17 protein-coding genes and 1 pseudogene are annotated in these 23270 nt (G+C 34.8%); 5 read left to right on the top strand and 13 right to left on the bottom strand.

Annotation, left to right across the window (positions count from 1 at the left end; translation table 11 throughout):
* Positions 1 to 34: 34 nt before the first annotated feature.
* The 6 genes from bamA to OQ292_RS16795 all read right to left on the bottom strand — a co-directional run bounded on the left by bamA (position 35) and on the right by OQ292_RS16795 (position 10453).
* Positions 35 to 2512, bottom strand: a complete 2478-nt coding sequence (gene bamA, locus OQ292_RS16820) for an outer membrane protein assembly factor BamA (RefSeq protein WP_284683303.1) — start codon at positions 2510 to 2512, stop codon at positions 35 to 37.
* Between the two features lie 9 nt (positions 2513 to 2521).
* Positions 2522 to 3271: an undecaprenyl pyrophosphate synthase gene (gene uppS / locus OQ292_RS16815; protein ID WP_431733744.1), complete on the bottom strand. Its 750-nt coding sequence runs from the start codon at positions 3269 to 3271 to the stop codon at positions 2522 to 2524.
* Positions 3272 to 3422: 151 nt separating this feature from the next.
* Positions 3423 to 4394, bottom strand: coding sequence for a tellurite resistance TerB family protein (locus tag OQ292_RS16810; protein WP_284683302.1), 972 nt, complete (start codon positions 4392 to 4394; stop codon positions 3423 to 3425).
* 211 nt (positions 4395 to 4605) lie between these two features.
* Positions 4606 to 6006 (bottom strand): dihydrolipoyl dehydrogenase, encoded by a 1401-nt coding sequence (lpdA, locus tag OQ292_RS16805; RefSeq protein ID WP_284683301.1) that lies wholly within the window; start codon positions 6004 to 6006, stop codon positions 4606 to 4608.
* A gap of 109 nt (positions 6007 to 6115) precedes the next feature.
* A complete protein-coding gene (gene odhB / locus OQ292_RS16800; RefSeq protein WP_284683300.1) occupies positions 6116 to 7660 on the bottom strand; it encodes a 2-oxoglutarate dehydrogenase complex dihydrolipoyllysine-residue succinyltransferase in 1545 nt (514 codons plus the stop codon).
* Positions 7661 to 7708: 48 nt separating this feature from the next.
* The gene (locus tag OQ292_RS16795; RefSeq protein WP_284683299.1) at positions 7709 to 10453 is read right to left on the bottom strand and encodes a 2-oxoglutarate dehydrogenase E1 component; all 2745 of its coding nucleotides are present in this window, start codon (positions 10451 to 10453) and stop codon (positions 7709 to 7711) included.
* Between the two features lie 589 nt (positions 10454 to 11042).
* Between OQ292_RS16795 and OQ292_RS16790 the strand changes: the two are divergent.
* Positions 11043 to 11552: pseudogene (locus OQ292_RS16790) on the top strand (M23 family metallopeptidase).
* 16 nt (positions 11553 to 11568) lie between these two features.
* Here the strand turns inward: OQ292_RS16790 and OQ292_RS16785 are convergent.
* From OQ292_RS16785 to OQ292_RS16770, 4 genes are all read right to left on the bottom strand, one after another.
* Complete coding sequence (locus OQ292_RS16785) at positions 11569 to 12609, bottom strand: lysylphosphatidylglycerol synthase transmembrane domain-containing protein (protein WP_284683298.1); 1041 nt, start codon at positions 12607 to 12609, stop codon at positions 11569 to 11571.
* Between the two features lie 12 nt (positions 12610 to 12621).
* Positions 12622 to 12969: an aspartate 1-decarboxylase gene (panD, locus tag OQ292_RS16780; RefSeq protein ID WP_284683297.1), complete on the bottom strand. Its 348-nt coding sequence runs from the start codon at positions 12967 to 12969 to the stop codon at positions 12622 to 12624.
* A 111-nt stretch (positions 12970 to 13080) separates the two neighbouring features.
* Positions 13081 to 13935, bottom strand: coding sequence for a pantoate--beta-alanine ligase (gene panC, locus OQ292_RS16775; RefSeq protein ID WP_284683296.1), 855 nt, complete (start codon positions 13933 to 13935; stop codon positions 13081 to 13083).
* Between the two features lie 77 nt (positions 13936 to 14012).
* Entirely contained in the window at positions 14013 to 14708 is a 696-nt protein-coding gene (locus OQ292_RS16770; protein WP_284683295.1) for an NUDIX hydrolase, read from the bottom strand.
* A 328-nt stretch (positions 14709 to 15036) separates the two neighbouring features.
* Between OQ292_RS16770 and OQ292_RS16765 the strand changes: the two genes are divergently transcribed.
* Genes OQ292_RS16765 through OQ292_RS16755 form a run of 3 tightly spaced genes read left to right on the top strand, consistent with a single transcriptional unit; the run spans position 15037 to position 18723 of the window.
* Complete coding sequence (locus OQ292_RS16765; protein WP_284683294.1) at positions 15037 to 16377, top strand: AAA family ATPase; 1341 nt, start codon at positions 15037 to 15039, stop codon at positions 16375 to 16377.
* 3 nt (positions 16378 to 16380) lie between these two features.
* On the top strand, positions 16381 to 17616 hold the full coding sequence (locus OQ292_RS16760; RefSeq protein WP_284683293.1) for a tetratricopeptide repeat protein: 1236 nt from the start codon (positions 16381 to 16383) through the stop codon (positions 17614 to 17616).
* Positions 17617 to 17625: 9 nt separating this feature from the next.
* A complete protein-coding gene (locus OQ292_RS16755; RefSeq protein ID WP_284683292.1) occupies positions 17626 to 18723 on the top strand; it encodes a tyrosine-protein phosphatase in 1098 nt (365 codons plus the stop codon).
* A gap of 461 nt (positions 18724 to 19184) precedes the next feature.
* On the opposite strand, the gene OQ292_RS16750 is transcribed toward OQ292_RS16755, so the two are convergent.
* The 3 genes from OQ292_RS16750 to OQ292_RS16740 are packed head-to-tail and all read right to left on the bottom strand — an operon-like array spanning position 19185 to position 22601.
* The gene (locus OQ292_RS16750; protein ID WP_284683291.1) at positions 19185 to 20390 is read right to left on the bottom strand and encodes a sodium ion-translocating decarboxylase subunit beta; all 1206 of its coding nucleotides are present in this window, start codon (positions 20388 to 20390) and stop codon (positions 19185 to 19187) included.
* A 4-nt stretch (positions 20391 to 20394) separates the two neighbouring features.
* Positions 20395 to 22299: a biotin/lipoyl-containing protein gene (locus OQ292_RS16745; RefSeq protein WP_284683290.1), complete on the bottom strand. Its 1905-nt coding sequence runs from the start codon at positions 22297 to 22299 to the stop codon at positions 20395 to 20397.
* A 32-nt stretch (positions 22300 to 22331) separates the two neighbouring features.
* Positions 22332 to 22601, bottom strand: coding sequence for an OadG family protein (locus OQ292_RS16740; RefSeq protein WP_284683289.1), 270 nt, complete (start codon positions 22599 to 22601; stop codon positions 22332 to 22334).
* Between the two features lie 214 nt (positions 22602 to 22815).
* Here OQ292_RS16740 and OQ292_RS16735 point away from each other — a divergent pair, with 214 nt between their 5' ends.
* Positions 22816 to 23250, top strand: a complete 435-nt coding sequence (locus tag OQ292_RS16735; RefSeq protein WP_284683288.1) for an SRPBCC family protein — start codon at positions 22816 to 22818, stop codon at positions 23248 to 23250.
* The last annotated feature ends 20 nt before the right edge of the window (positions 23251 to 23270 follow it).

The raw sequence follows: 23270 nt of genomic DNA, 5'->3' as shown, positions 1-23270 counted from the left end.
ATTAAAAAATTTAAACACAGCCAAATTTATCGTCTTATCTAAACTGTTGTCCGATGGTAAAGTGGAACTGTGCTCCATTTGCATCCGGATTGTTTGGAATTTCATCAAATCCATAACCCCAGTCAACACCTAGTAAACCAAATGCTGGCATAAAGATTCTTGCACCCACACCTGCTGAACGGTACAGGTTAAATGGGTTATACTCTTCGAAGCTTCCCCAGTTATTTCCACCTTCAACAAAAGTTTGTACATAAATAGTTGCAGAAGGGTTCAACGAAACTGGATACCTCAATTCCATTACAAATTTATTATATATAACTCCACCGTACTCATCTGTGTTAGTTGGGTATATTGAGTTATTTTGATATCCTCTAAGACCGATAATATCGGTACCAATTAAGTAAGAGTTTTGAGAAAGACCATCACCACCAAGAATAAACCTTTCAAACGGTCCTAATGCTTTTGATTTTGAATACCTACCCATGAAACCCATATTCACTCTGGTATTCAATACTAGATTACCAACTATGTTTAGGAACCATGAGTTATCAAACATCCACTTATGATACTCAACCCATTTGTACTGTTCAACACCACTTACCTCTGCAAAAGAACTTCCTGTAAACTGAGAATATGGAGGTGTAAAGCTTGCACTTAACGAGATACTTGAACCAGTTCTTGGGAAAGTAGGCTGGTCAATACTGTTTCTTGCTAAGGTTGTATTAAATGTAAAGTTGTATGAAGTACCAGATGAATAGTTTTCGAAACCAGTAGCATTGTAATCATCTAGATTATACACTAAGAAACTCAATGAGTTAGACATAGTGAAGAAGTCATCTGGCCAAGGTAATCTACGACCTAAACTAACTGTTACACCGCTACTTTTTAAGCTACCGTAAGAATCACCAGTATAACTAATCAACCTGATTACCGATCTGTTGAAACTCATCGTAAATGAATTTGGCTTTCTACCACCTAACCATGGCTCTGTAAAGGTAACTGAGTATGTTTGGTATCTTCTACCATTTGCCTGCATTCTCAAGTTAAGTCTCTGGCCATCACCTTTTGGAAGTGGTTTCCAGTAGTCAAAATCTGTAATTCTTCTCAATGAGAAGTTGTTGAATACTAGACCTAGAGTACCAACGAATCCAAACTGACCACCCCAACCACCAGATAATTCTATCTGGTCATTTGGTTTTTCAGTTACATTGTATTCTATATCAACCGTACTATTTGCATAGTTAGGTTTAGGATTTATTTCAATTGTTTCAGGGTCGAAATAACCTAAAGTGGCAAGTTCTCTTTGTGTTCTAATTAAATCTGATCTAGAGAATTTTTGACCTGGTAATGTTCTTAACTCCCTAAAAATTACGTGGTCGTTGGTTTGTGTGTTACCATTTACAATTACCTTGTTAATAGTTGCTTGCTCACCTTCAAACATTCTCATTTCTATATCAATAGAATCTCCTTCTACAAGTACTTCAACAGGTTCTACTGAGAAGAATAGATAACCATCGTCCATGTATAGTGAGGTAACGTCTGTGCCCTGCGGATTAAAGTTAAGACGCTCATTCAATTCTTTTGGATTATAAACATCGCCACGATCGATACCTAATACCATAGACAATTGATCATCGGTATATTTATAGTTACCTGTCCAATCGATATTTCTGTAGAAGAATTTCTCTCCCTCTTCTATTTTTAGATCTATATTAACAGTTTTTTCATCGTGATCGTAAACTGTATCCTCCACAATAGCCATGTTTCTGTAACCATTTTGGTTATAAAAATCAATTAGCTTTTGCTTGTCATTTTCGTATTCTTCAGGAATGAATTTAGACGGGCTGAAAATTCGAAGGAATTTTTTCTCCTTCGTTTTCTTCATTTTCTTTTTAAGTTTCTTTTCTTCAAAAGCTGCTATGCCTTCAAACTTAATTTCATTGATTTTTACTTTGGATTTCTTATCAATGATTACTTTCAAAATAACACTATTACTTAAAACAGTATCTTTTTGAGGCACAATTGTTACATCAACATTCTTAAAACCTTTTTCTATGTAGTGATTTTTAAGAGTGTTGGTGGTATTTTTTACCAAAGCATCAGTTACAACTCTACCCCTTATCAACTTTATTTTATCTTCGAGTGTTTGTCGTTGGCCTTTTGGTACCCCTTCAAACATAATTCGGGAGAATCTTGGCCTTTCTTTTAACTCTATTTGAAGAAAAGCTTTGTTTCCCTGAATTTCTGTAACTGAAATTTTAATATCTCCTAAAATCCCTTGTTTCCACAGTTTTCTAATAGCTAGTGAAATGTCGTCACCAGGTATTTTGATTTTTTCACCCACTTTAAATCCCGCAATAGAAATAAGTGAATTTCTATCGAGAAATTGAGCTCCCACTACGTTTATACCTCCAATTTCATACTCTGTTGGTGTACTATAATCAACATTTACCTGAGCCAACAGACAAAACGGCATGGTAATCCAAAGGGATAATAATAATAATTTCTTCATCTACTTCTTTCAATTAACCTTAGATAGTTGCTCACTAGTTTTCCCAAATCTTCTTTCTCTTTGCTGATAAGAAAGAATCGCTTTATTAAACTCTTCTTTATTGAAATCCGGCCAGAGAGTATCAGTTATATACAATTCAGAATAAGCAATTTGCCATAATAAATAGTTGCTAATTCTCATTTCTCCACTGGTTCTAATCATTAATTCAGGGTCCGGAATACCTTTTACTCCTGTTTCAAGGTATGATGCGAATAAATTATCATCTAGTTTATCTGCATCAATTTTACCTGCTTTAACATCTTCAGCTATTTTTTTTGTAGCATTCACAATTTCCCATCTTCCACTATAACTTAAAGCAAGCACCAAATTAAGCCCTGTATTATCTTTTGTAAGCTTTATCGCTTCATTTAACTCTTTCTGACAAACTGATGGCAAAGACTCTACATTTCCTATAGCCATCAACTTAATATTATTTTTATTAAGATTTCGGGCTTCTTTTCTAATGGTAGAGACTAATAAATGCATTAAAGCAGTTACTTCGTACTCAGGTCTAGACCAGTTTTCGGTAGAAAAAGCATACATAGTTAAGTACTTTACACCCAATTCTCCGGCTGCTTCAGTTACTTCTCTTACACTTTTAACTCCATGCTGGTGACCTTTCACTCTCATTGAGCCATTTTTCTTAGCCCACCTGCCATTACCATCCATTATGATGGCTATATGAGCTGGTATATTTGATTTGTCTATTTCTTGTTTCATCAAAGCTTCTGTTTGCTTCTTTATTCCGGGAAACGCGAAGTTACTCAGAAGCGATTTTTAAAACAAATAAGGAGCTAATCGGTTGCCATTACTTTGGAAATGCCCGAATCTTGAAGATCGTTGCTTGAATGAAGGAAAAAATAAGATAAAATTATTTTTCGTCTATTGAAAAGAGTGTTCTACGCATTTGGTTCACTTTTTCTTCTGCGTCTGTGAGGTAATCAAGAGTATTAGTAATATTTGCTGGAACTCCCATAATAGCAGCAGCTTCTTTTACTGCTTCGCGTTCTTCCAATGGGTAATCTCCATCTGCTCTTGACATCTTAATAGAATTATAGATGAGTGTCTTAGAGAAACTCAAAGACATTTCGTGAGGGAGTTTATTTAAAATTTCATTGAGATCTAGGTTTGAAAAATCAACTTCTAAAACCTTTTGTACTATATGATCTGGAATTTGAGAAATATTGGCAAAGTTATATTTATACCATTCTTTTTCATCATCAGATACCACACCATCTGCACCTGCAATGCTCATTAAAGCATAACCATAATTTAGATCTATTTCATCAGAAGTTTCTTGTAGACCATAAGCATGCTGTACAAGTTTTGTCGTTCTTCTGATAGAGTTAGAAAAATCTGTAAGTTTTTTATCATCCAACTCAAAAATTGACCTTCTTGTGGCTTCTATCGATTTTTCGGTGTTTACCAAACCTTCAATAGTTTTTGCCATATATTCTGGAATCTCAAGCATTTCAGAAAACATTTTTACAGCTTCTCGCTCATCTTCTGAATAGTTATTATCTGCATGAGACATTTTAATAGAGTCGTATAAAAGAGCTCTTTTATAATTGATCTTTACCTTAAACTCTATTTTACTCAGTATATCATGGAGGTCGGCTTTCCTGTAATCAAAATTCTTTATAGCACTACCAAAGTTTTCATGGGCATTAATTAACTCAGAAAAATCTTCTAAAAGCCACTTCATTTCAGCATCAGATATTTCATCGTCAGCACCAGCAATGCTCATTAAAGCAAATGCATAATTAACCCATGTTTCTTCAGTGGATTCTGAACAACCGTAAATTTCTTTAGCTGCTGAAGATACTTTTAGCAATGCTCCCATGAATTAGTTTGTCTTTAATAATCTTAAAAAATTAAAATAACTGTCACTAATTTCCTAGAAAAAATTGTGCTACAGTTAGTTGCTTACTGCACCGCATTTATAACAATTTTGTTTCCAAATAATTGCAAAAGCCCAAAGATTAATTACATAACCTTTGGGCTTTTTGAAAAAGTATCATCTATAAATAATACAATACTTTATTTAATCAATTTTACACATGTAAAGCTCTGTTTCCAGTAGCAGCTAAACATGCTTCTTTCATAGCTTCAGTATACGTTGGGTGTGCGTGAGACATCCTTGCTACGTCTTCGGCAGAAGCCCTGTATTCCATAGCAACAACAGCCTCTGCAATTAAATCTGCTACTCTAGGGCCTATCATATGTACACCTAGAATCTCATCAGTTTCCGCATCAGCCAATACTTTAATTAGACCGTCGATATCCATACTGGCTCTTGCTCTACCTAAAGCTCGCATAGGGAATGAACCAGCCTTGTATTTTTTACCTTGTTCTTTTAATTGCTCTTCCGTATACCCTACTCCAGCAACTTCTGGCCATGTATAAACTACTCCAGGAATTAAAAGATAATTGATATGTGGTTTTTGTCCAGCAAGCATTTCAGCAACATAAACACCTTCTTCTTCTGCTTTGTGTGCTAACATAGCACCATCAATTACATCACCGATTGCATAAATTCCTTCAACTTTTGATTGAAGATGCTCATCCACCTCAATTTTACCTCTCTTATCAGTAGCTAATCCAATATTCTCTAAACCTAAACCTTCAGTATAAGCTTTTCTACCAACAGCAACAAGGCAATAATCGGCAGAAAGCTCTTTCTTCTCTCCTTTAGTATCTTCTGTTTCAACTATTACTTTTTTGCCTTTAGTTTTAGCACTGGTTACTTTAGTTTTAAAGTTAAACTCGAAGCCAAGTTTCTTAAGTGTTTTTTGTAATTCTTTAGCCAGTGTTTTATCCATTCCTGGAATAATTCTGTCTAAATACTCAATTACAGTAACTTTGGTACCAATTCTTGCATAAACAGAACCTAGCTCAAGACCAATAACTCCACCACCAATTACAATCATCTCTTTTGGAATCTCTTTTAGATTGAGTGCTTCTGTTGATGTAATTACTCTCTCTTTATCATAATCAACTCCAGGAATTATAATCGGCTTAGAACCAGTTGCAATAATAGTTTTATCCGTTTTAATCTCCTCTTCTTTACCTTCTTCCCCTTTTATCACGATTGTATTTTTATCTTTAAAAGAACCTACACCATGATAAACTGTGATTTTATTTTTTTTCATTAAGAAGTCAATACCATCGCAAGTTTGTTTTACGACTTCATTCTTTCTATTTATCATTTGAGCTAAGTCAACCTTAGGACTTTTAACCTCAATACCATGCTCTTTAAAAGTATGCACTGCATTGTGGTAATGCTCAGAAGAATCTAGTAATGCTTTTGAAGGGATACATCCAACGTTAAGACAAGTACCTCCAAGTGTGCTGTATTTTTCTATAATCGCTGTTTTTAACCCTAACTGTGCTGCTCTGATAGCCGCCACATAACCTCCAGGACCAGATCCTATTACTGTTAAGTCGTAATTCATGTTATTTTTTGTAAAGTGTTATTAGCTAATTAAATAAAAAAATGCTTCAGGCTAATTAAAAAAATAGCTTTACTGCCTGAAAAGAGTAAAGCTATTTTAAATAAAAATTTTATACTCCTAGCATGAGTCTAACTGGATCTTCAAGTAATTGCTTCACTTTCACAAGGAAACTAACAGATTCTCTACCATCAATTACTCTATGGTCGTAAGATAAGGCTACATACATCATTGGTCTTACTACTACTTCACCATTAACTACTACAGCTCTTTCAACAATGTTGTGCATTCCTAAAATTGCAGATTGAGGAGCATTAATAATAGGTGTAGAAAGCATAGAACCAAAAATACCACCATTAGTAATGGTGAAAGTTCCACCTGTCATTTCAGGAATAGTAAGCTTTCCATCTCTTGCTCTTACAGCTAATCTAATGATCTCAGCTTCAATTTCATTAAATGACATTGACTCTGCATTTCTGATAACTGGTACTACTAAACCTTTTGGCGTAGAAACAGCAATTGAAACATCACAGAAATCACTAAATACCATTTCTTCACCATCAATTTTTGCATTTACTGCAGGCCATTCTTTTAAAGCCTCACATACTGCTCTTGTAAAGAAAGACATGAACCCAAGACCTACACCATGCTTTTCTTTAAATGATTCTTTGTATTTCTTTCTAATATCCATGATAGGCTTCATGTCCACTTCATTAAAAGTGGTTAGCATAGCCGTTTCATTTTTAACAGAAACTAGTCTTTTAGAGATGGTTTTTCTTAAAGAAGACATTTTCTCCCTTCTCTCTCCACGTTCTCCCGGTGCAGCTTTTACTGATTCCGTTGCAGTTTCTTTTTTAGGAGCTTCTTTCTTAGGTGCAGGCGCTTGCTTTTCAGCTTTTAGTGCATCTTCTTTAGTAACTCTACCATCAACACCAGTACCTTTTATAGATTTTGGATCAATACCTTTTTCTGAAAGTATTTTAGCAGCAGCCGGAGATGCATGGCCACTCGCATAAGTTTCATTAGAAGATGTTGGAGCAGCAGTTGTTTGAGAATGACCATTTGAACTAGTACTTGCAGATGCTGAAGCTCCAGAACCGCCCTCAGATACTTTAATTTTACAGATTAACTCTCCAATATTAAGTGTATCACCTTCTTTTGCTACAATTTCTAAGTATCCTGTATTTTCAGCAGCAAGTTCAAAAGTTGCTTTGTCAGATTCTATTTCACAAAGAATCTCTTCTTCTTCAACAAAATCGCCTTCTTCCTTAAGCCAAGATGCAATTGTTACTTCGGTGATTGACTCTCCAACAGTTGGAACAACCATTGAAATAACCTCACCAGTTAACCCGCCAGATGAAGCTGGTTTTTCTTCTGTAGTAGCTGCTGTTTCAGCATTTTCGCTACTGTCGCCACCACCTTCAGAAGGAGTAATTACGCATATTTTTGTCCCAATATCAATTGTCTCACCTTCTTCAACAATGATTTTTAAGATTCCAGAAGTCTCTGCATTTAACTCAAACGTTGCTTTGTCTGACTCAAGCTCACATAAAACTTCTTCTTCTTCCACATATTCTCCGTCTTTCTTTATCCATTGGGCAATCGTAACTTCATTTATAGACTCCCCTACAGCAGGTACCGTTACTTCTAGGCTCATATTATTAATATATTATATTATTATATGTGTTTTAGGTTTAAAATTTAATTATCTGTTGAATGCTGCACTAACAATTTTTTGTTGCTCTTCTTGGTGCATTTTAGAATATCCGGTAGCAGGAGAAGCACTTGGCTTTCTTGCAACAATTTCCAGATCTTTTCTCTTATAATATGTCCTTAGAAGATATGTCCAGTATCCCATGTTTACAGGTTCTTCCTGTACCCAGATCAATTTACTCATATTTTTATACTTAGAAAGTACTTTCTCGACCTGAGTTTCAGGGAAAGGATGCAGCTGTTCAATTCTGATAATTGCAACATCTTTTCTCTTATCTTTTTGTTGCTTTTCAAGCAGATCAAAATATATCTTACCAGTACACATAAGAACTTTCTCTACCTTATTGTATGGTTTTGCATACTCGTCATCAATTACTTCCTGAAATTTACCATGCGTAAAATCTTCTAATGGAGAAACTACACTTGGATGCCTCAAGAGTGACTTAGGGCTCATAACCACGCAAGGTTTTCTAAACTCCCATGTAACCTGTCTTCTCATTAAGTGGAAGAAGTTTGCAGGAGTTGTAATATTAGCCACAACCATATTATACTCTGCAGAAAGTTGTAAAAATCTTTCAGGTCTAGCATTTGAGTGCTCTGGTCCTTGTCCTTCGTAACCATGAGGTAATAACATTACCAAACCACTCATTCTCTGCCATTTAGTCTCGCAACTGCTTATAAACTGGTCTATAGCAACTTGCGCACCGTTAGCAAAGTCACCAAACTGTGCTTCCCAAATAACTAGTGCGTTAGGGTTTGCAAATGAATAACCAAATTCAAAACCTAGTACTCCATACTCAGAAAGTAGAGAGTTGAATATCATGAAAGGAGCTTGATTTTCGTCGATTTTGCAAAGGTTACAATATCTAGAATTAGTCTCCGCATCATTTAAGATTGAGTGCCTGTGAGAGAAAGTACCTCGCTCCACATCCTGACCAGTCATTCTCACAATTTTATTTTCAAGTACGATTGAACCATAAGCTAAAAGCTCAGCAGCTGCCCAGTTAAGGCTCTTGTCCTCGAAGAACATCTGCTTTCTTTCTTTTAACAGTTTTTCAATCTGTCTTAAAGGCTTAAATTCTTTAGGTACATTAGTTAAAGCATCAGCAACTTTAAGTACTGTTTCCAATTTAATTGAAGTATCTGGCGATTCTTCAAAATCTTCTGGAACAGATCTTCTCATTTCTTTCCACTGAGATTCTAACACCTGTTTTTTATATGGCAAAGGATGTTGTTTTACCTCCTGAAGTCTTTCATTCAGCATTTTTCTAAACTCCTTGTCCATTGCTTTTGCTACCTTCGCTTCCAATTCACCCTGAGCAATCAACTTATCTTTGTAAATTTCTCTTGGATTAGGGTGTCTTGATATAATATTATAAAGCTTTGGTTGAGTAAACTTAGGCTCATCACTTTCGTTGTGGCCATGTCTACGGTAGCAAACCATATCAATAAAGATATCGCGCTTATATTTTTGTCTGAATTCCACAGCTAATTTTACTGCAAATAGCACTGCTTCTGGATCATCACCATTTACGTGAATTTCTGGAGCCTCTATTATCTGTGAAATATCAGTAGAATAGATACTTGATCTAGCATCATGGAAGTCAGTAGTAAAACCAACTTGGTTGTTAATTACGAAGTGAATTGTACCTCCTACTGAATAGCCTTTCAGGTTAGACATTTGTACAATTTCGTATACAATGCCTTGACCAGCTAAAGCAGCATCACCATGAATAAGTATCGGTATTAATTTAGAAGGGTCTTTGTCATATATAATATCTAACTTCGCTCTTGCATTACCCAAAACAACTGGGTCTACAGCCTCAAGGTGAGAAGGGTTAGGCATTAAGTTAATAGTAACTTCTTTACCACCGTAAGCTTCAATTTGAGATGAGAAACCCATATGGTACTTCACATCACCATCTCCCATTGTTTCATCTGGAAGTGCAGCACCTTCAAATTCATTAAAAACTTCATCGTATGTCTTACCAACTATGTTAGTTAAAACATTTAGTCTTCCTCTGTGTGCCATACCTACTATAAACTCTTTTACGCCAAGTTCAGCACCTTTAGAGATTATAGCATCTAATGCAGGAATTGTAGACTCACCACCTTCTAATGAAAACCTTTTCTGCCCTACATACTTTGTATGAAGGAAATTTTCGAATACTACAGCTTCATTTAATTTCTGTAAAATCCTTCTTTTTTCTTCTAACTCAAGCTTAAATTTTGGAAACTCTATCTCAACCTTGTTTTTGAACCATTCGTAAACCTCTGGCTCTCTGATCGACATAAACTCAAACCCAACGTTTCCACAATAAATCTTTCTCAGTCTAGAAATTATTTGCTCTAGACTTACAGAGCCCATACCTAGTTCTTCACCTGCTGTGAAAACAGTTTTTAAATCCTCTTCACCAAGACCAAAATCTTTTAAATCTAGAAGTGCTTTGCGGTCTACCCTTTGTCTTACTGGGTTAGTTGTAGATTCTAAGTGACCTCTTAAACGATAAGCATGAATTAAAGCTCTTACCGCAATTTCTTTCTTTAACTTTGAGCCAGTTAAAGCATCTGGTACCATACTGGCACCATCTTCTCCATATTTAGCTTGTGAGAAATCAAAACCTTCAAAAAAAGACTTCCAGGAGTTATCTACAGAGTCGGGATTTTCTTTGTAAGATTTGTATAATTCATCGATGTATGCCCCATGAGCATTAGCAATATATGTGTATTTATCCATTGGAAAAATCAAGTGATTCGAGTTATTAACAAAACTAATATTAATATACTAATTAACAAAAATACATATCCGCATACGCAAATACCGACTACCTTTTGCTTAAGCTACTTTTAGATGTTATAACTCGAAATATTAAAAAAACTGTTTTTAAAATATTGAATTTTTTTAAGATAATCTTCTTATTTTATAAAAGAGACTTGTATTTAAAAAAGTTTGAAAAACTATTAAATTTTTATTCCTTTTTCAATTCTAACTCATATTTTATCAAAAATAAAAATCTTTTTTTTTAATTATTTTCTAGATTTCAAATTGGATATTTCCAAAAAAAGAAAATTCTCTCTCGCAGATGATTACCGATCTGTTAAATCCCCCACTACTAACTAATTTATTTCAAATTAGCTTAAACAATTGTTCTTTGTTGAATACCCCAATTAAAATAACCCGCAAATTTGTAATATTTTATTCATTGAAACTACAGACTTATACAAATAAAATTTCACTATAAATGCTCTACCAGTGTGAGTAACAAGATCAATCTAAAAGTTGATCAATCTATTTAACAAATGCTGTATTAATAAAAGAACTCATAATGCTAAAAAACGTATTGAAATTATGCTTTTTAGTTGTTTTTATAGCGGTTTTACTGCTAAGAGACGCTATTAGAATGCCAGTAGAAGGTGCTGGCAAACAAGATTATCATAAAGACTCATTCTGGTATTATCCATGGGGCAGATCAGTAACACATAAAGGCATCGATATTTTTGCTAAAAAAGGCACAAATATTCGTTCAGCATCCAAAGGTTTTGTGTTGTACTCTGGCCAAATAAGCATGGGAGGAAATATTGTTGTAATTCTCGGCCCCAAATGACGCTTGCACTATTATGCACATTTAGAAAGCATCAGTACAAGTGGTTTTAAAATAGTAAACCAGAACGATAAAATAGGTACTGTAGGCGATAGTGGAAATGCGAAAGGCAAACCTCCACATTTACATTACTCAATTGTAACTTTAATTCCGCTACCATGGCGAATTGATACTAGCCATCAAGGTTGGAAAAAGATGTTTTATCTCAACCCGAGTTCACTTATTCAATACTAATTGTACAAAATGAAGTTTATCGGTAGATATTTGCTTCAACATCTTCTGGCTCAGATGGTGATTCTTTTTTGTTTAAAATGATAATCATCGTAATTACCAAACTGATCGCACCTAGAATGATTACAATGAGCGATTGAGTAGAATGCATTAGCAATGCAAAATCGCTGCTAAGCCCTTTCTCAAGCCCATAAACTGTAAGGCAAAAAGAAACAAATATATGATATGAGCCCATTCCACCTGGAGTTGGTATAGCCATACCAATACCACCCATAATTAATGTAGTAAGGCCACATTTAACTCCTAAAGATGAGGTTTCTTCAAGAGAGAAGAAAAACAAGTAAGACATTAAAAAATACATTACCCAAATACATAATGTAAGTGCAACATATCTTACTCTGTCAGAAGTAGAGAGTTCTTTTATACTAAGAATACCTTCTTTAATACCTTCTAAAAACTCTTTACCCTTATTATAGATAAAATTCTCTTTAAATCTGGCTCTATACTTATATAATATAAACAACACAGACAAACCAAGTACACCAACTGCCGAAAGTAGCAACACTTTAAGCATTAGGTTACCTGAAGTACTTTGTAATTTATCTAGTACAAAAGTGCCTACTTTATCAAACTCAAGTAAAAAAACTGAGCCTGTAAGAAGCATTAAAATAATAAGGTCGATAGCTCTTTCGGCTATAATTGCTCCAAATGAGATATTTACAGGTGTATCGTCTGTTCGTTTTAAGATTCCACTTCTGGCAAATTCACCTATACGAGGGATAATCATATTGGCAAAATAACCTACCATAACAGCCAACATGGCTCTAAAGGTACTTACATGCAGATTAAATGGCTTTAATGCAATTTTCCATCTGTATGCCCTCGCCCAATGGCTAATTAATGCTGTAACTCCAGACATTGCTACCCAGAACATGTTGATATTTTGAAATCTATCGTATAAATCCTGATAGTTTTTCTCTCTGTAAAGCCACCAGAACAATGCGATTCCAAATACCAATGATACAAGGTATTTTAATGAAGATTTTAAAGTGAATTTCATAGAGGTTTAAACTCAGGAAATACGATTATTTTCATCAGGAAAAACCAAAAGAGGCTTGTATTCAGCAGCCTTTTTCTTTTTCACACTCATGTATGAAATAATAATCAGAATATCGCCTACTTGTACTCTTCTTGCCGCAGCGCCATTCAAACAAAGAACACCACTACCTGCTTCTCCGGTAATTACGTACGTTTCGAAGCGTTCGCCATTATTATTATTTACAATCTGTACCTTTTCCCCTTCGATCAGGTCTGCTGCTTTCATCAGGTCTTCATCAATAGTTATGCTTCCCACATAATTCAATTCTGCCTGTGTTACTTTAACCCGATGAATTTTAGATTTTAATATTTCAATATACATGGTTTCCTATTCCTGTTGTTTATCGGGAAACTCCCTGCCCATTTACCAGTTTTTCGCAAAGATAACATTGAATATTATATTTCTGTTCGTTTCCCACATTAAGAACATTAATCAAACTTCAACGATAACATTATCTATTAAGCGTGCTTTCCCTAAATGAGCTGACAAACAAATAGCTACACTATTATTTATTTTGCCATTTTTTATCAAACTAAAAGAATTAAAATCAACAACTTCGATATACTCTGGTGTAAATAATGCATTTGCAGCAATTGAATCAAAAGCCTTTTTCTGAACATTACCCACATCATTTCCTTCGATTAAAGCTGTTTTTGCCTCTTTTAATACTCGATAAAGTAATGGTGCTATATTACGTTCTTCTTCATTAAGTCGCAAATTTCTTGAAGACATTGCCAATCCATCAGGCTCTCTTAAAGTCGGACAGCTTTTAACTTCGGTCATAATCGATAGATCGCTTACCAGTTTTCTAATTACCATAAACTGTTGTAAATCTTTCTGGCCAAAATAAGCGACATCTGGCATCACTATATTTAATAGCTTTGAAACTACAATGCCTACACCACTAAAATGTCCGGGTCTGTATTTTCCTTCGAGCACAGATGTAAGCGACCCAAAATCGAAACTTAATAGATTATCTACCCCATTAGGATACATACTCTCATGCGAAGGTGTAAAAATTACATCGCAACCGGCTTCTTCTAACTTAGCTTTATCTTGCGCAAAAAGATTAGGATAGGTCTCGAAATCTTCCTTATTATTAAATTGTGTAGGATTTACATAAATACTACAAATTGTATAATCGTTTTCATTTTTGCTTGCCTCAATAAGCGATATATGCCCTTGATGTAAAGCACCCATTGTTGGCACAAACCCCACTTTTTTACCATCTGCTCTTAACTTACGTACAAAGCTATTTGTCTCTTTTAATTCACTTATAACCTTCATAATTACCTAGATTTGATGGAGCAAAACTAGGTAATTTTGTGTTTGTTTTCTTATCTTAAATCAGATAATAGCTCTATTTAAACAATCAATTCATATTCATAATCTTCATTAACTATCTTATAATACTGCTCTTTGTCAAAAGTATACAGTTGAGCCGGTCTGTGAGAAACCTCTGTCTGCCATTCGTTTAAGGCTTTAATCACTTTTAACTTGTTCATTTTTGTTCTAAAGTTTCGCTTGTTTAGCGTGACACCTAGAATTGCTTCGTGTAATGCTTGCAACTGAGATAAAGTAAATTTCTCAGGCAAAAGCTCAATCCCTATTAAAGCATGTCTGGCATTTGTTCTTAAAGACTTAAGAGATGCCTCTAAGATTTCATTGTGGTCAAAAGTGAGTTGGCCAACTTCATTAATTTGTTGCCAAACTACATCACTTGTATCTTGACCCGGCCTTAATGAGTAATCTTGAGGTTGCACCAAAGCACTGTAACCAATTGTAATAATTCTCTTGTCGGGAAACCTGCTAACTCTACCAAAAGAAGATACTTGTTTCATAAAAATACCTCCAACACCTGTAGCTTCTTCCAAAATCCTTTTAGCAGCATCATCAACGTCTTCTTCAACGCCGATCCAACCACCCGGTAAAGCCCAAATGCCTTTCTGAGGTTCAATATTTCTTCTTACAAGTAGTACTTTTAGCTCATTATTTTCGAAACCAAATATTGCACAATCAACCGTAATCGAGTCCAAAACTTCTATACCCTTATATTTCATTTTATTTTTTTGATAGTTAATACCTATTGATCAGCATTCAATAAGTGAGATAATGCGTGTATGCTAGTAGTAATAATCGACCAATTTATTGAAAAATTTAATAAATCAATCCGGTTGTGTCATGTGTGTAAAACATTTGAAATCAAAAAATAACTTTTATCTTAAGGGTAAGTAATATTTTGGAATAGCAACTTAAGAATTAATAACATTATTTATACTTGCAATCTGACTTTAGTAAAGCAGTAAAAACTGCATGAATAATAATAAAATGCGAAATAATGTGCATTAATCAGTTTAATTAAGCATAACACTAAAAATAATTTTACCCTTGGAACCTGAAGAATTGAAAAGTCTGCGAGAAGCGGTAAGAAACTCCCCAGAAAATATAGCTTTAAGAAAATATTTTTCTAAGCAGTTAATCAAATTACAAAAATTTGAAGAAGCTGAACTAGAATTAAAAGAGGTATTAAAACTCTCCCAAACTGATATTGAAGCAAAACTAGATCTTTGTGAAGTATTCAGAAAACAAGAAAAAAACTCAGCAGCTCTGGTATTAATAGAATCGATCAATACAGATGGAAACTTCCCTGCAAAAGGATGGATTTTATACGCAAGAGTTTTATTACAAAATAAGCAGATCGAAGATGCAGAAGATGCATACCAAAAAGCACTTATAATAAATCCTGCACTAGAAGATATTGCACTTGAAAAAGAAATTAAAGACAGTAAAAAAGGAAATATCTCAAATGAACCTCAAAAAATAAAATTAGGAGCAGAAGATGAAGGAGATTTTTCTGATCCTGACATAGAAAAACCACAAGCTGGCTTTGAACAAGTCGGTGGAATGGAAAAAATCAAAAGCGAGATCAGTAAAAAAATCATTTATCCTTTAAAACATCCTGAAATTTACCAAGCATATGGCAAAAAAACTGGTGGAGGTATTTTAATGTATGGCCCTCCCGGTTGTGGTAAAACTCACCTTGCCAGAGCTACTGCTGGTGAAATAAATGCCTCTTTTATTTCTGTAGGAATTAATGATATACTCGATCTTTATCTTGGACAAAGTGAAAGAAACCTGCACGCAATTTTTGAAAAAGCACGAAGACTAAATCCGGGAGTTTTATTTTTTGATGAAGTAGATGCTTTAGGAGCTAGTAGAAGTGATATGCGCCAAAGTGCTGGTAGGCAATTGATTAACCAGTTTCTGTCTGAGCTAGATGGTGTTGAATATTCTAATGAAGGTGTTTTAATATTAGCTGCAACAAATGCTCCTTGGCATCTGGATTCTGCTTTTAGAAGACCGGGTAGATTTGACAGAATCATTTTTATTCCACCACCCGACGAAGAAGCTAGAAAAGTAATTTTAGACATTCATCTCAAAAATAAACCTGTTGAAAAAATAGATTTTGCCAAAATAGCAAAAGCAACCCACAGGTATTCGGGAGCAGACCTGAAAGCTATCGTAGATATTGCGATTGAATCTAAACTGGACGAATCTATGGAGCAAGGCAGGCCAGTTCCTATTACTACAAAAGATTTGATGAAGGCTGCAAATCAACACAAATCCACCACAACAGAGTGGTTCGAAACAGCAAAAAACTATGCTTTATTTGCTAATGAATCTGGTTTGTATGATGAGATAATCCAATATTTAAAAATTAAAAAATAAAGAATGAACGCCTTTCAACAGCGAGCTGAATTCCTAATAAAAAGAGAAAAATACACTGAGGCAGAAAGTGAAATCAGAAAAGAGATCGCAATTAATCCAGAAAATGACATTGCCTATTTTTATCTGGCTGAATGCCAATTAGCTCAAAACAAAACAACCGAAGCTAAAACTACTATTGAAAAAGCGATAGGCATCAATCCTGATAAACCATACAATTATTTGACTTTATCAAGAATTTATCTGCATATGGGTAACCTTAAAGAAGCCGAATATGCTATTGATGAAGCCATTAAAATTTATCCCTATCAAGCAGATTTCTTTTTGATAAAAGGTAATATCTATTTTGCAAAACACCAATGGGAAAAGGCATTGGAATATGCCGAAATTGGATTAAGAGCCGAACCAGACCATATCTCTTGCCTTAATTTAAGAACAATGGCATTAATGAAGCTCAACCGCAAAGAAGAAGCCGCTGCCACTGTCGATTTTGCTTTAAAAAATGCACCAGAAAATGTTCTCTCTCATGTAAATAAAGGTTGGACAGAAATTGAGGCGGGTAATCACGATAAAGCACAAGGACATTTTAAAGAAGCTTTAAGAATTAACCCGAACAGTATTCCTGCTAAAGAAGGATTAAAAGAATCTATTAAGGCTAAAAACTTTCTTTACAGATCGATTCTCAACTACTTTTTATGGACATCTAAATTAAGTAAGAGAAACCAGTGGATACTGATAATTGGCTTATACCTCGCCTATAAATTTATTGGAAGAATTGCCGCAGAAAATCCATCTATAGCACCTTTCTTATATCCATTAATGTTGGTGTACTTACTGTTTGTATTTTCAACTTGGATAGCCTCTCCACTTTCCGATTTGTTTTTACGCTTGCATCCGCTTGGAAAATATGCGCTAGATAACGACGAAAAAACAGCATCGAATCTTGTTGGAGGTTTTCTTGTTGTGTGTATAATTTGCGTAGGAGCATATTTTGCAACAAACCTTTCAGCATTGCTTTTAGGAGGTATTTGGTCTGGATTAATGTTAATTCCGGTTGGAGGCACTTTTCAGGCTCCCCGAAATTCTAAGGGTAGAAAATATCTGATAGCAGTTACCTCTGCCATTGGTATTGCTGGTTTGCTTGGCATCTTTGTTCCGGCACTGGCAGGCATGTTAATTCCTGCATTTTTAATAGGTATATTCTTATATGGTTGGATAGCCAATTATTTGATTATGAAGTAAATACAGAGCATGTACATTCACTTTTTCGCTAATCTTTCAAGGTATTTTGTAACAACACAGCTTGCTCGCTATTTCCCTCAGTTTAGGTTTCCTGATCCTGTTTTACTGGATGAGGCATCCTTCTATCATAATTCATTAAATTTTCCTTTTGCCTATAGAAAAGATCAGCGAATACATATTCATATACCCGAAGAACTAAAGACGTCGATTTCATCTGTAAGTATCAAACAAAAAAACAAAGAACTATATAATCATCTTTGGTCTGAGCAGAATAAGGTTGACTTTATACTTGATAGACATTTATATCCAGAATTGCATCTAAGTGGCAAAGCCAGCGATAAGATTTTATCTTTTAGAGAGCGACTTGTACCTATGCCGGGTACTTGCAACTTTAGAGACATAGGTGGATATATTACGAGTGATAAAAAATCTGTTAAGTGGGGAAAAGTTTTTAGGGCAGATAATCTTGGCAATCTCAACTTTAATAGTTGGGCGGTTCTTAAAGAATTAGGGATAAAAACTGTAATAGATTTTAGAGGCAGAGAAGAAAGGCTAAAAAATATAGACAGACTCCCTTCAAATATTAAATATGTACCCATTCCTATACAACAAGGTGAGCAAGAAAATATGATTAAAAGTGCACTCCTTCGTGGAGAAGGTAATAAGTTGAATGCTTACCAAATAATGAAAGATATTTACATCTTCCTTGTAGAATCTGCTTTCGATCAATACCAGATGTTTTTTGATATATTGAAAGATGAAAAAAATTATCCTTTGGTATTTCATTGCACAGCAGGTAAAGATCGAACTGGTTATGCTGCTGCACTAATTCTTCATTTACTCGGTGTAAATGAGCAAACCATTCTGCATGATTACATGCTATCTAACCTATACAGGCATAAGGAGAATCATATTTTACTTGAAAAAGGAAAGTTTTTTTTGAAGAAAGAAATTCTTGGAGATTTTTTAAAAGTGCAAACAGATTATCTAGAACACGCATTATATTACATCAAAAACAATTACACTTCTATAGATAATTATACCACAGAAAAATTAAAAGTTTCAGAAGAAGAAAGAAAACGCATCTCAGATTTCTTGTTAGAATAGCCTAAGTTGTTAACAAGATTTAAGCAGAACAATAATTTAAAATTATTAAATAATCAAAGCGACACTACATAAGGTATTGATAATCAATTAATTATCGATAAACCCTCTACATAAACCTCTATACAACAAAAGTTAATAGGCGATTTTTTGAATAACATTCTTTTTTATATCCCCGTACAGAAAAATAACTAAAGAATAATTTTTTGATTTCATTAATCATATTTTTTCAAAATGAAAGCCAATAAACTACTCGCAATAGTGATACTTTATTTTACTATATCACATTTAATCCAGTTAATATTCTTTTAAAAAAAATGCTTTATTAACTGGGTTACCTTTACGAAGTAGATATATAAAGATATAAATCAAAAAGATTTTCAATAATCGGTATGTAATGTATGGTAAAAGAAAAATGTCCCACCTTTGGAGGGACATTTTCTGTTTATAACAATTCAAAAAATTCATCCTACAAATGTTATTAACACACCAGCTGCTACTGCAGAGCCAATTACTCCGGCAATATTGCTAGCCATGGCATACTGTAATAAATGATTACTAGAATCATATTTTAATCCAATTTCGTTAGCAACCCTAGATGCCATAGGTACTGCGCTTAAACCAGTAGCACCTATAAGAGGATTTATCTTTTTCTTAGCAAACAGATTATAAATTTTTACAGCGGCAATACCACCAGCTATAGATATAGCAAAGGCTATAAATCCACCCATTATAATCATTAATGTTTTCGTATTTAGAAAAGAGCTGGCTGTCATTGTTGCTCCCACAGAAAGCCCTAAAAAGATAGTGGCTGTATTCATAATCGGACCAGAAGCAGCAGTGTGTAAGCGCTCAGTAGAAGTACCGATTTCTTTAATTAAGTTACCAAAAAGCAACATACCTACCAATGGTACAGAAGAAGGAACAAGTATGGCTACCACTACTCCCAGCAAAATTGGAAATATAATCTTAACTGTCTTTAAATCTTTAATAGGCACACTCGATGGAAATTCTTTATCCATCTTTTTCATATTAATCCTTAACTCCTTCTCACTGGTAGTAAACCTCACCACCAATGGAATAATTACTGGTACTAAAGCCATATAAGAGTATGCCGCAATTGCTATTGGACCTAAAAGATGAGGAGCTAATTTGATTGTGGTGAATATCGCCGTTGGCCCATCCGCTCCACCAATAATACCTAGAGAAGCAGCCTCTTTAATATTAAAACCAAATGCCAATGCTCCAAATAGTACTGAAAAGATACCTATTTGCGCCGCAGCACCAAACAAAGCCAGCCTAAGGTTCCTCAACATAGGACCAAAGTCAGTTAGTGCACCTACGCCCATAAAGATAATTGGTGGTAATAAACCAGTTTTTATGGTTGCATAGTAAATCAGGTTCATTATTCCGTATTCTTTAGCAATTTCTAACAAGGTCATATGCATGATCTCATCATTCTCACCACTTGGAATAACCCCCATATTACCTCCAGGAAAATTTGCCAGTAACACACCAAATGCTATGGGTACAAGCAATAAGGGTTCAAACTGTTTTTTTATTCCTAAATACAACAAACCAAAACCTATCAACAACATTAGTATAGTTCCGGGAGAAACAACTAAATCTCCCAATGCTGTCATTTTATAGAGATTTTCAAGAATTTCCATAACCTTACACGATCTTAATCAAAGCATCATCCTCTTCTACATCATCTCCATCTGCATGGCAAACTTCAACCACTTTACCAGTTATTTCTGAGGTAATGGCATTGTACACCTTCATAGATTCTATATAACCTATAATATCACCAACTTTTACAAAATCGCCAGTATTCACCCCTTTTTCCGAAGCATTTTTAGTTCTAAAAAACTTACCTTCTACTGGTGCTAGTACCTCTTTAGCGCTACCATTTGCGGCAGAGATTTCTTCTTTAGCACTGCCATTTAATGCTGGAGATTTAGTTTCTACAGGTGCTTCATTTTCATCGTAACTTACTGCTACTTTAAACTTCTCACCATTAATCTCAATATTCATCGATTTTGGCTGATAATTTACCGGAGGGGTAACTGATGTTGTTGCTACAGGTGTAGCAGTTACCTGAGAAGCTCCTTCTTTCTCTGCTTTACGTTTTGCCAAATCTTCTTCAAAAGCTTGTTTGGCAGCTCCAGATTTATAAGCTCTGTATTGCTCTGGGTGCATAGCTAACTCCATCAACTCTTCTTCATCTTCGCCTAAATCCCAGTTGTTATCTGCCATTTCTTTTCTAAATACATCAAGGTTGTCAGGATATAAATCTTGAGGCCTTCCTGTATAAAATTCTCGACCTTGAGCTTTGGCAAGTTCTACGATTTCTTCATCTAGTTTACCCGGTAATTTACCTGATTTACCCAGAATCATATCCCAAATGTTATCGGCAATCATAGACCATCGTTCTTTGCCTTTGTACATCTGAATTACATTCATTAAAGCCACATTCTTTACATACTGACTATATGGAGTAACCAATGGCGGATAACCTAATTTAGGCCAGATATATTCAACTTCTTCAAAGAGTTTTATGAGAAGTTGGTCTTGTGTAATTTCTGGCTTATTTCTTTTTGCCATCCACTTATTCAAACTAGCTAGGTTATTCTCTAAATCGGCCATTAAACTACCCATCATACCACCTGGTAAGCCCGGACCAATTAATAAAGAATTCATCATCCTATTTTTAGGATTGATGTAATAACCCAAGAAATCATCTATAAACTCTTGAGTGAGACTCCTAGCTTCCATGTAGGCTTTCATATTGATATCTGGCACATTAAAACCAGCATCTTTTAGAATGGCATGAGCAGTAAGCAAATCTACGTGGGCAGTTCCCCAAGAAAGTGGCTCCATTCCTACATCTATAATATCTGCTCCTGCACGAGCTACTTCTAAGATAGAAACAGGCGCAAAACCTGGCCCTGAGTGTCCATGATACTGTATGATTACTTCTGGATAGCTTGCTTTTATTCCTTCAACAATTTTACCTAAAGAAACAGGTCTGCCAATACCTGCCATATCTTTTAAGCAAATTTCGTCAGCACCATGATCAATCAGTTTAGAAGCCAGCTCTATGTAGTAATCTACTGTATGTACTTTTGAATAGGTAAGGCTGAGTGTGCCTTGTGCAATCATCCCTCCTGCCTTGGCATAAGTAATGGAATCTATTATGTTTCTTTCATCATTTAGTCCATCAAAAGAGCGAGCGATGTCGGTACCTTGTTTTTTCTTTACTTTAAACATCAGCTTGCGAATATCGGCAGGCACCGGACTCATTCTAATACCATTTAGTGCACGCTCTAACATATGTGTTTTAATTCCCACATCATTAAAAGGTTGTGTCCACGCTCTAACAGATTTGTTAGGGTTTTCACCAAATAATAAGTTGATCTGCTCAAATCCACCTCCGTTAGTTTCTACCCTTGAGAAACATCCCATATCTATAATTACAGGGGCAATTCTTACAAGCTGGTCAACTCTTGGCATATATTTTCCAGAAGACTGCCACATGTCTCTGTACATTAGCGAAAATTGAATATCTTTTCCCATTGTGTTATTCTTTTGGCTATTTTTTGATTCTTTTAATCTATTTTTTCAATTGATGTAATATGACCTTTTCCTACAGTTACAACATCTACTGCCGCGACCAGTGCCGCGAGTTTGTTAGGTGTTAACTGTTGAGAATTTGTCTGATTTCTGACGGGTTTTGCTGCGACCGGAATTTCTTTATGAAGGGCGTTTACAAGTCGGATGAGTGCTTTACCTAATAGTACTACAAAGAACAGCACTGAGAAAACGGTAATCATTCCAACTAGTAACAACATAAATGCGGTACCAAAATTTCCTTCCATTTATTTATATTGTGTTTAATAGTGGTTTAAGTTTTAAAAAGATACGGTCTCATAAATTAGGAATAATTTCAGATAATCGAAATCACAAACAAATATTTGTTGTACTATACCTATAAATGAATATCTTACTCTTCGCAAGTAACCGAATTTTTCTAAGAGTTTCTATGATGAATATCAGCTTAAACATTGAATTTATATACATGTTTATACTTACATGAAGCTGAAAATAACAACACTTGTAAAGCAAGATTACTTAGCTGTATGGGATAGATTTGATGAGAAATTATTCAAAAATCTTAATCCTCCATTTCCACCTGTAAAACTGCTAAGGTTCGATGGCTCTGAGAAAGGAGACCGGGTAATTCTTGAACTAAACTTTATTGTATTTAAACAGGAATGGGAAAGTTCAATAATTGAAAACCAGAAAAGTGAGCAGGAGATTTACTTTATCGATAAAGGTGTGAGGTTACCTTTTTTTCTAAAAAGCTGGCAACATAAGCATAGAATTATAAAATCTGACAAGGGTGCAATTATTTCCGATGAAATTACTTATAGTGCTCCTTCACACTTAATGACCTTATTGCTTTACCCTGTACTTTGGCTACAGTTTATATACAGAAAACCGGTGTATCAGACATTTTTTACATAAAAAAAGCCGGGCTGTTTCCA

The organism is Chondrinema litorale (assembly GCF_026250525.1).
In the GTDB taxonomy this organism is placed as follows: Bacteria; Bacteroidota; Bacteroidia; order Cytophagales; family Flammeovirgaceae; genus Chondrinema; species Chondrinema litorale.
Note: the sequence above shows the minus strand (reverse complement) of the source record. Positions and strands in the feature narration are given on the sequence as shown.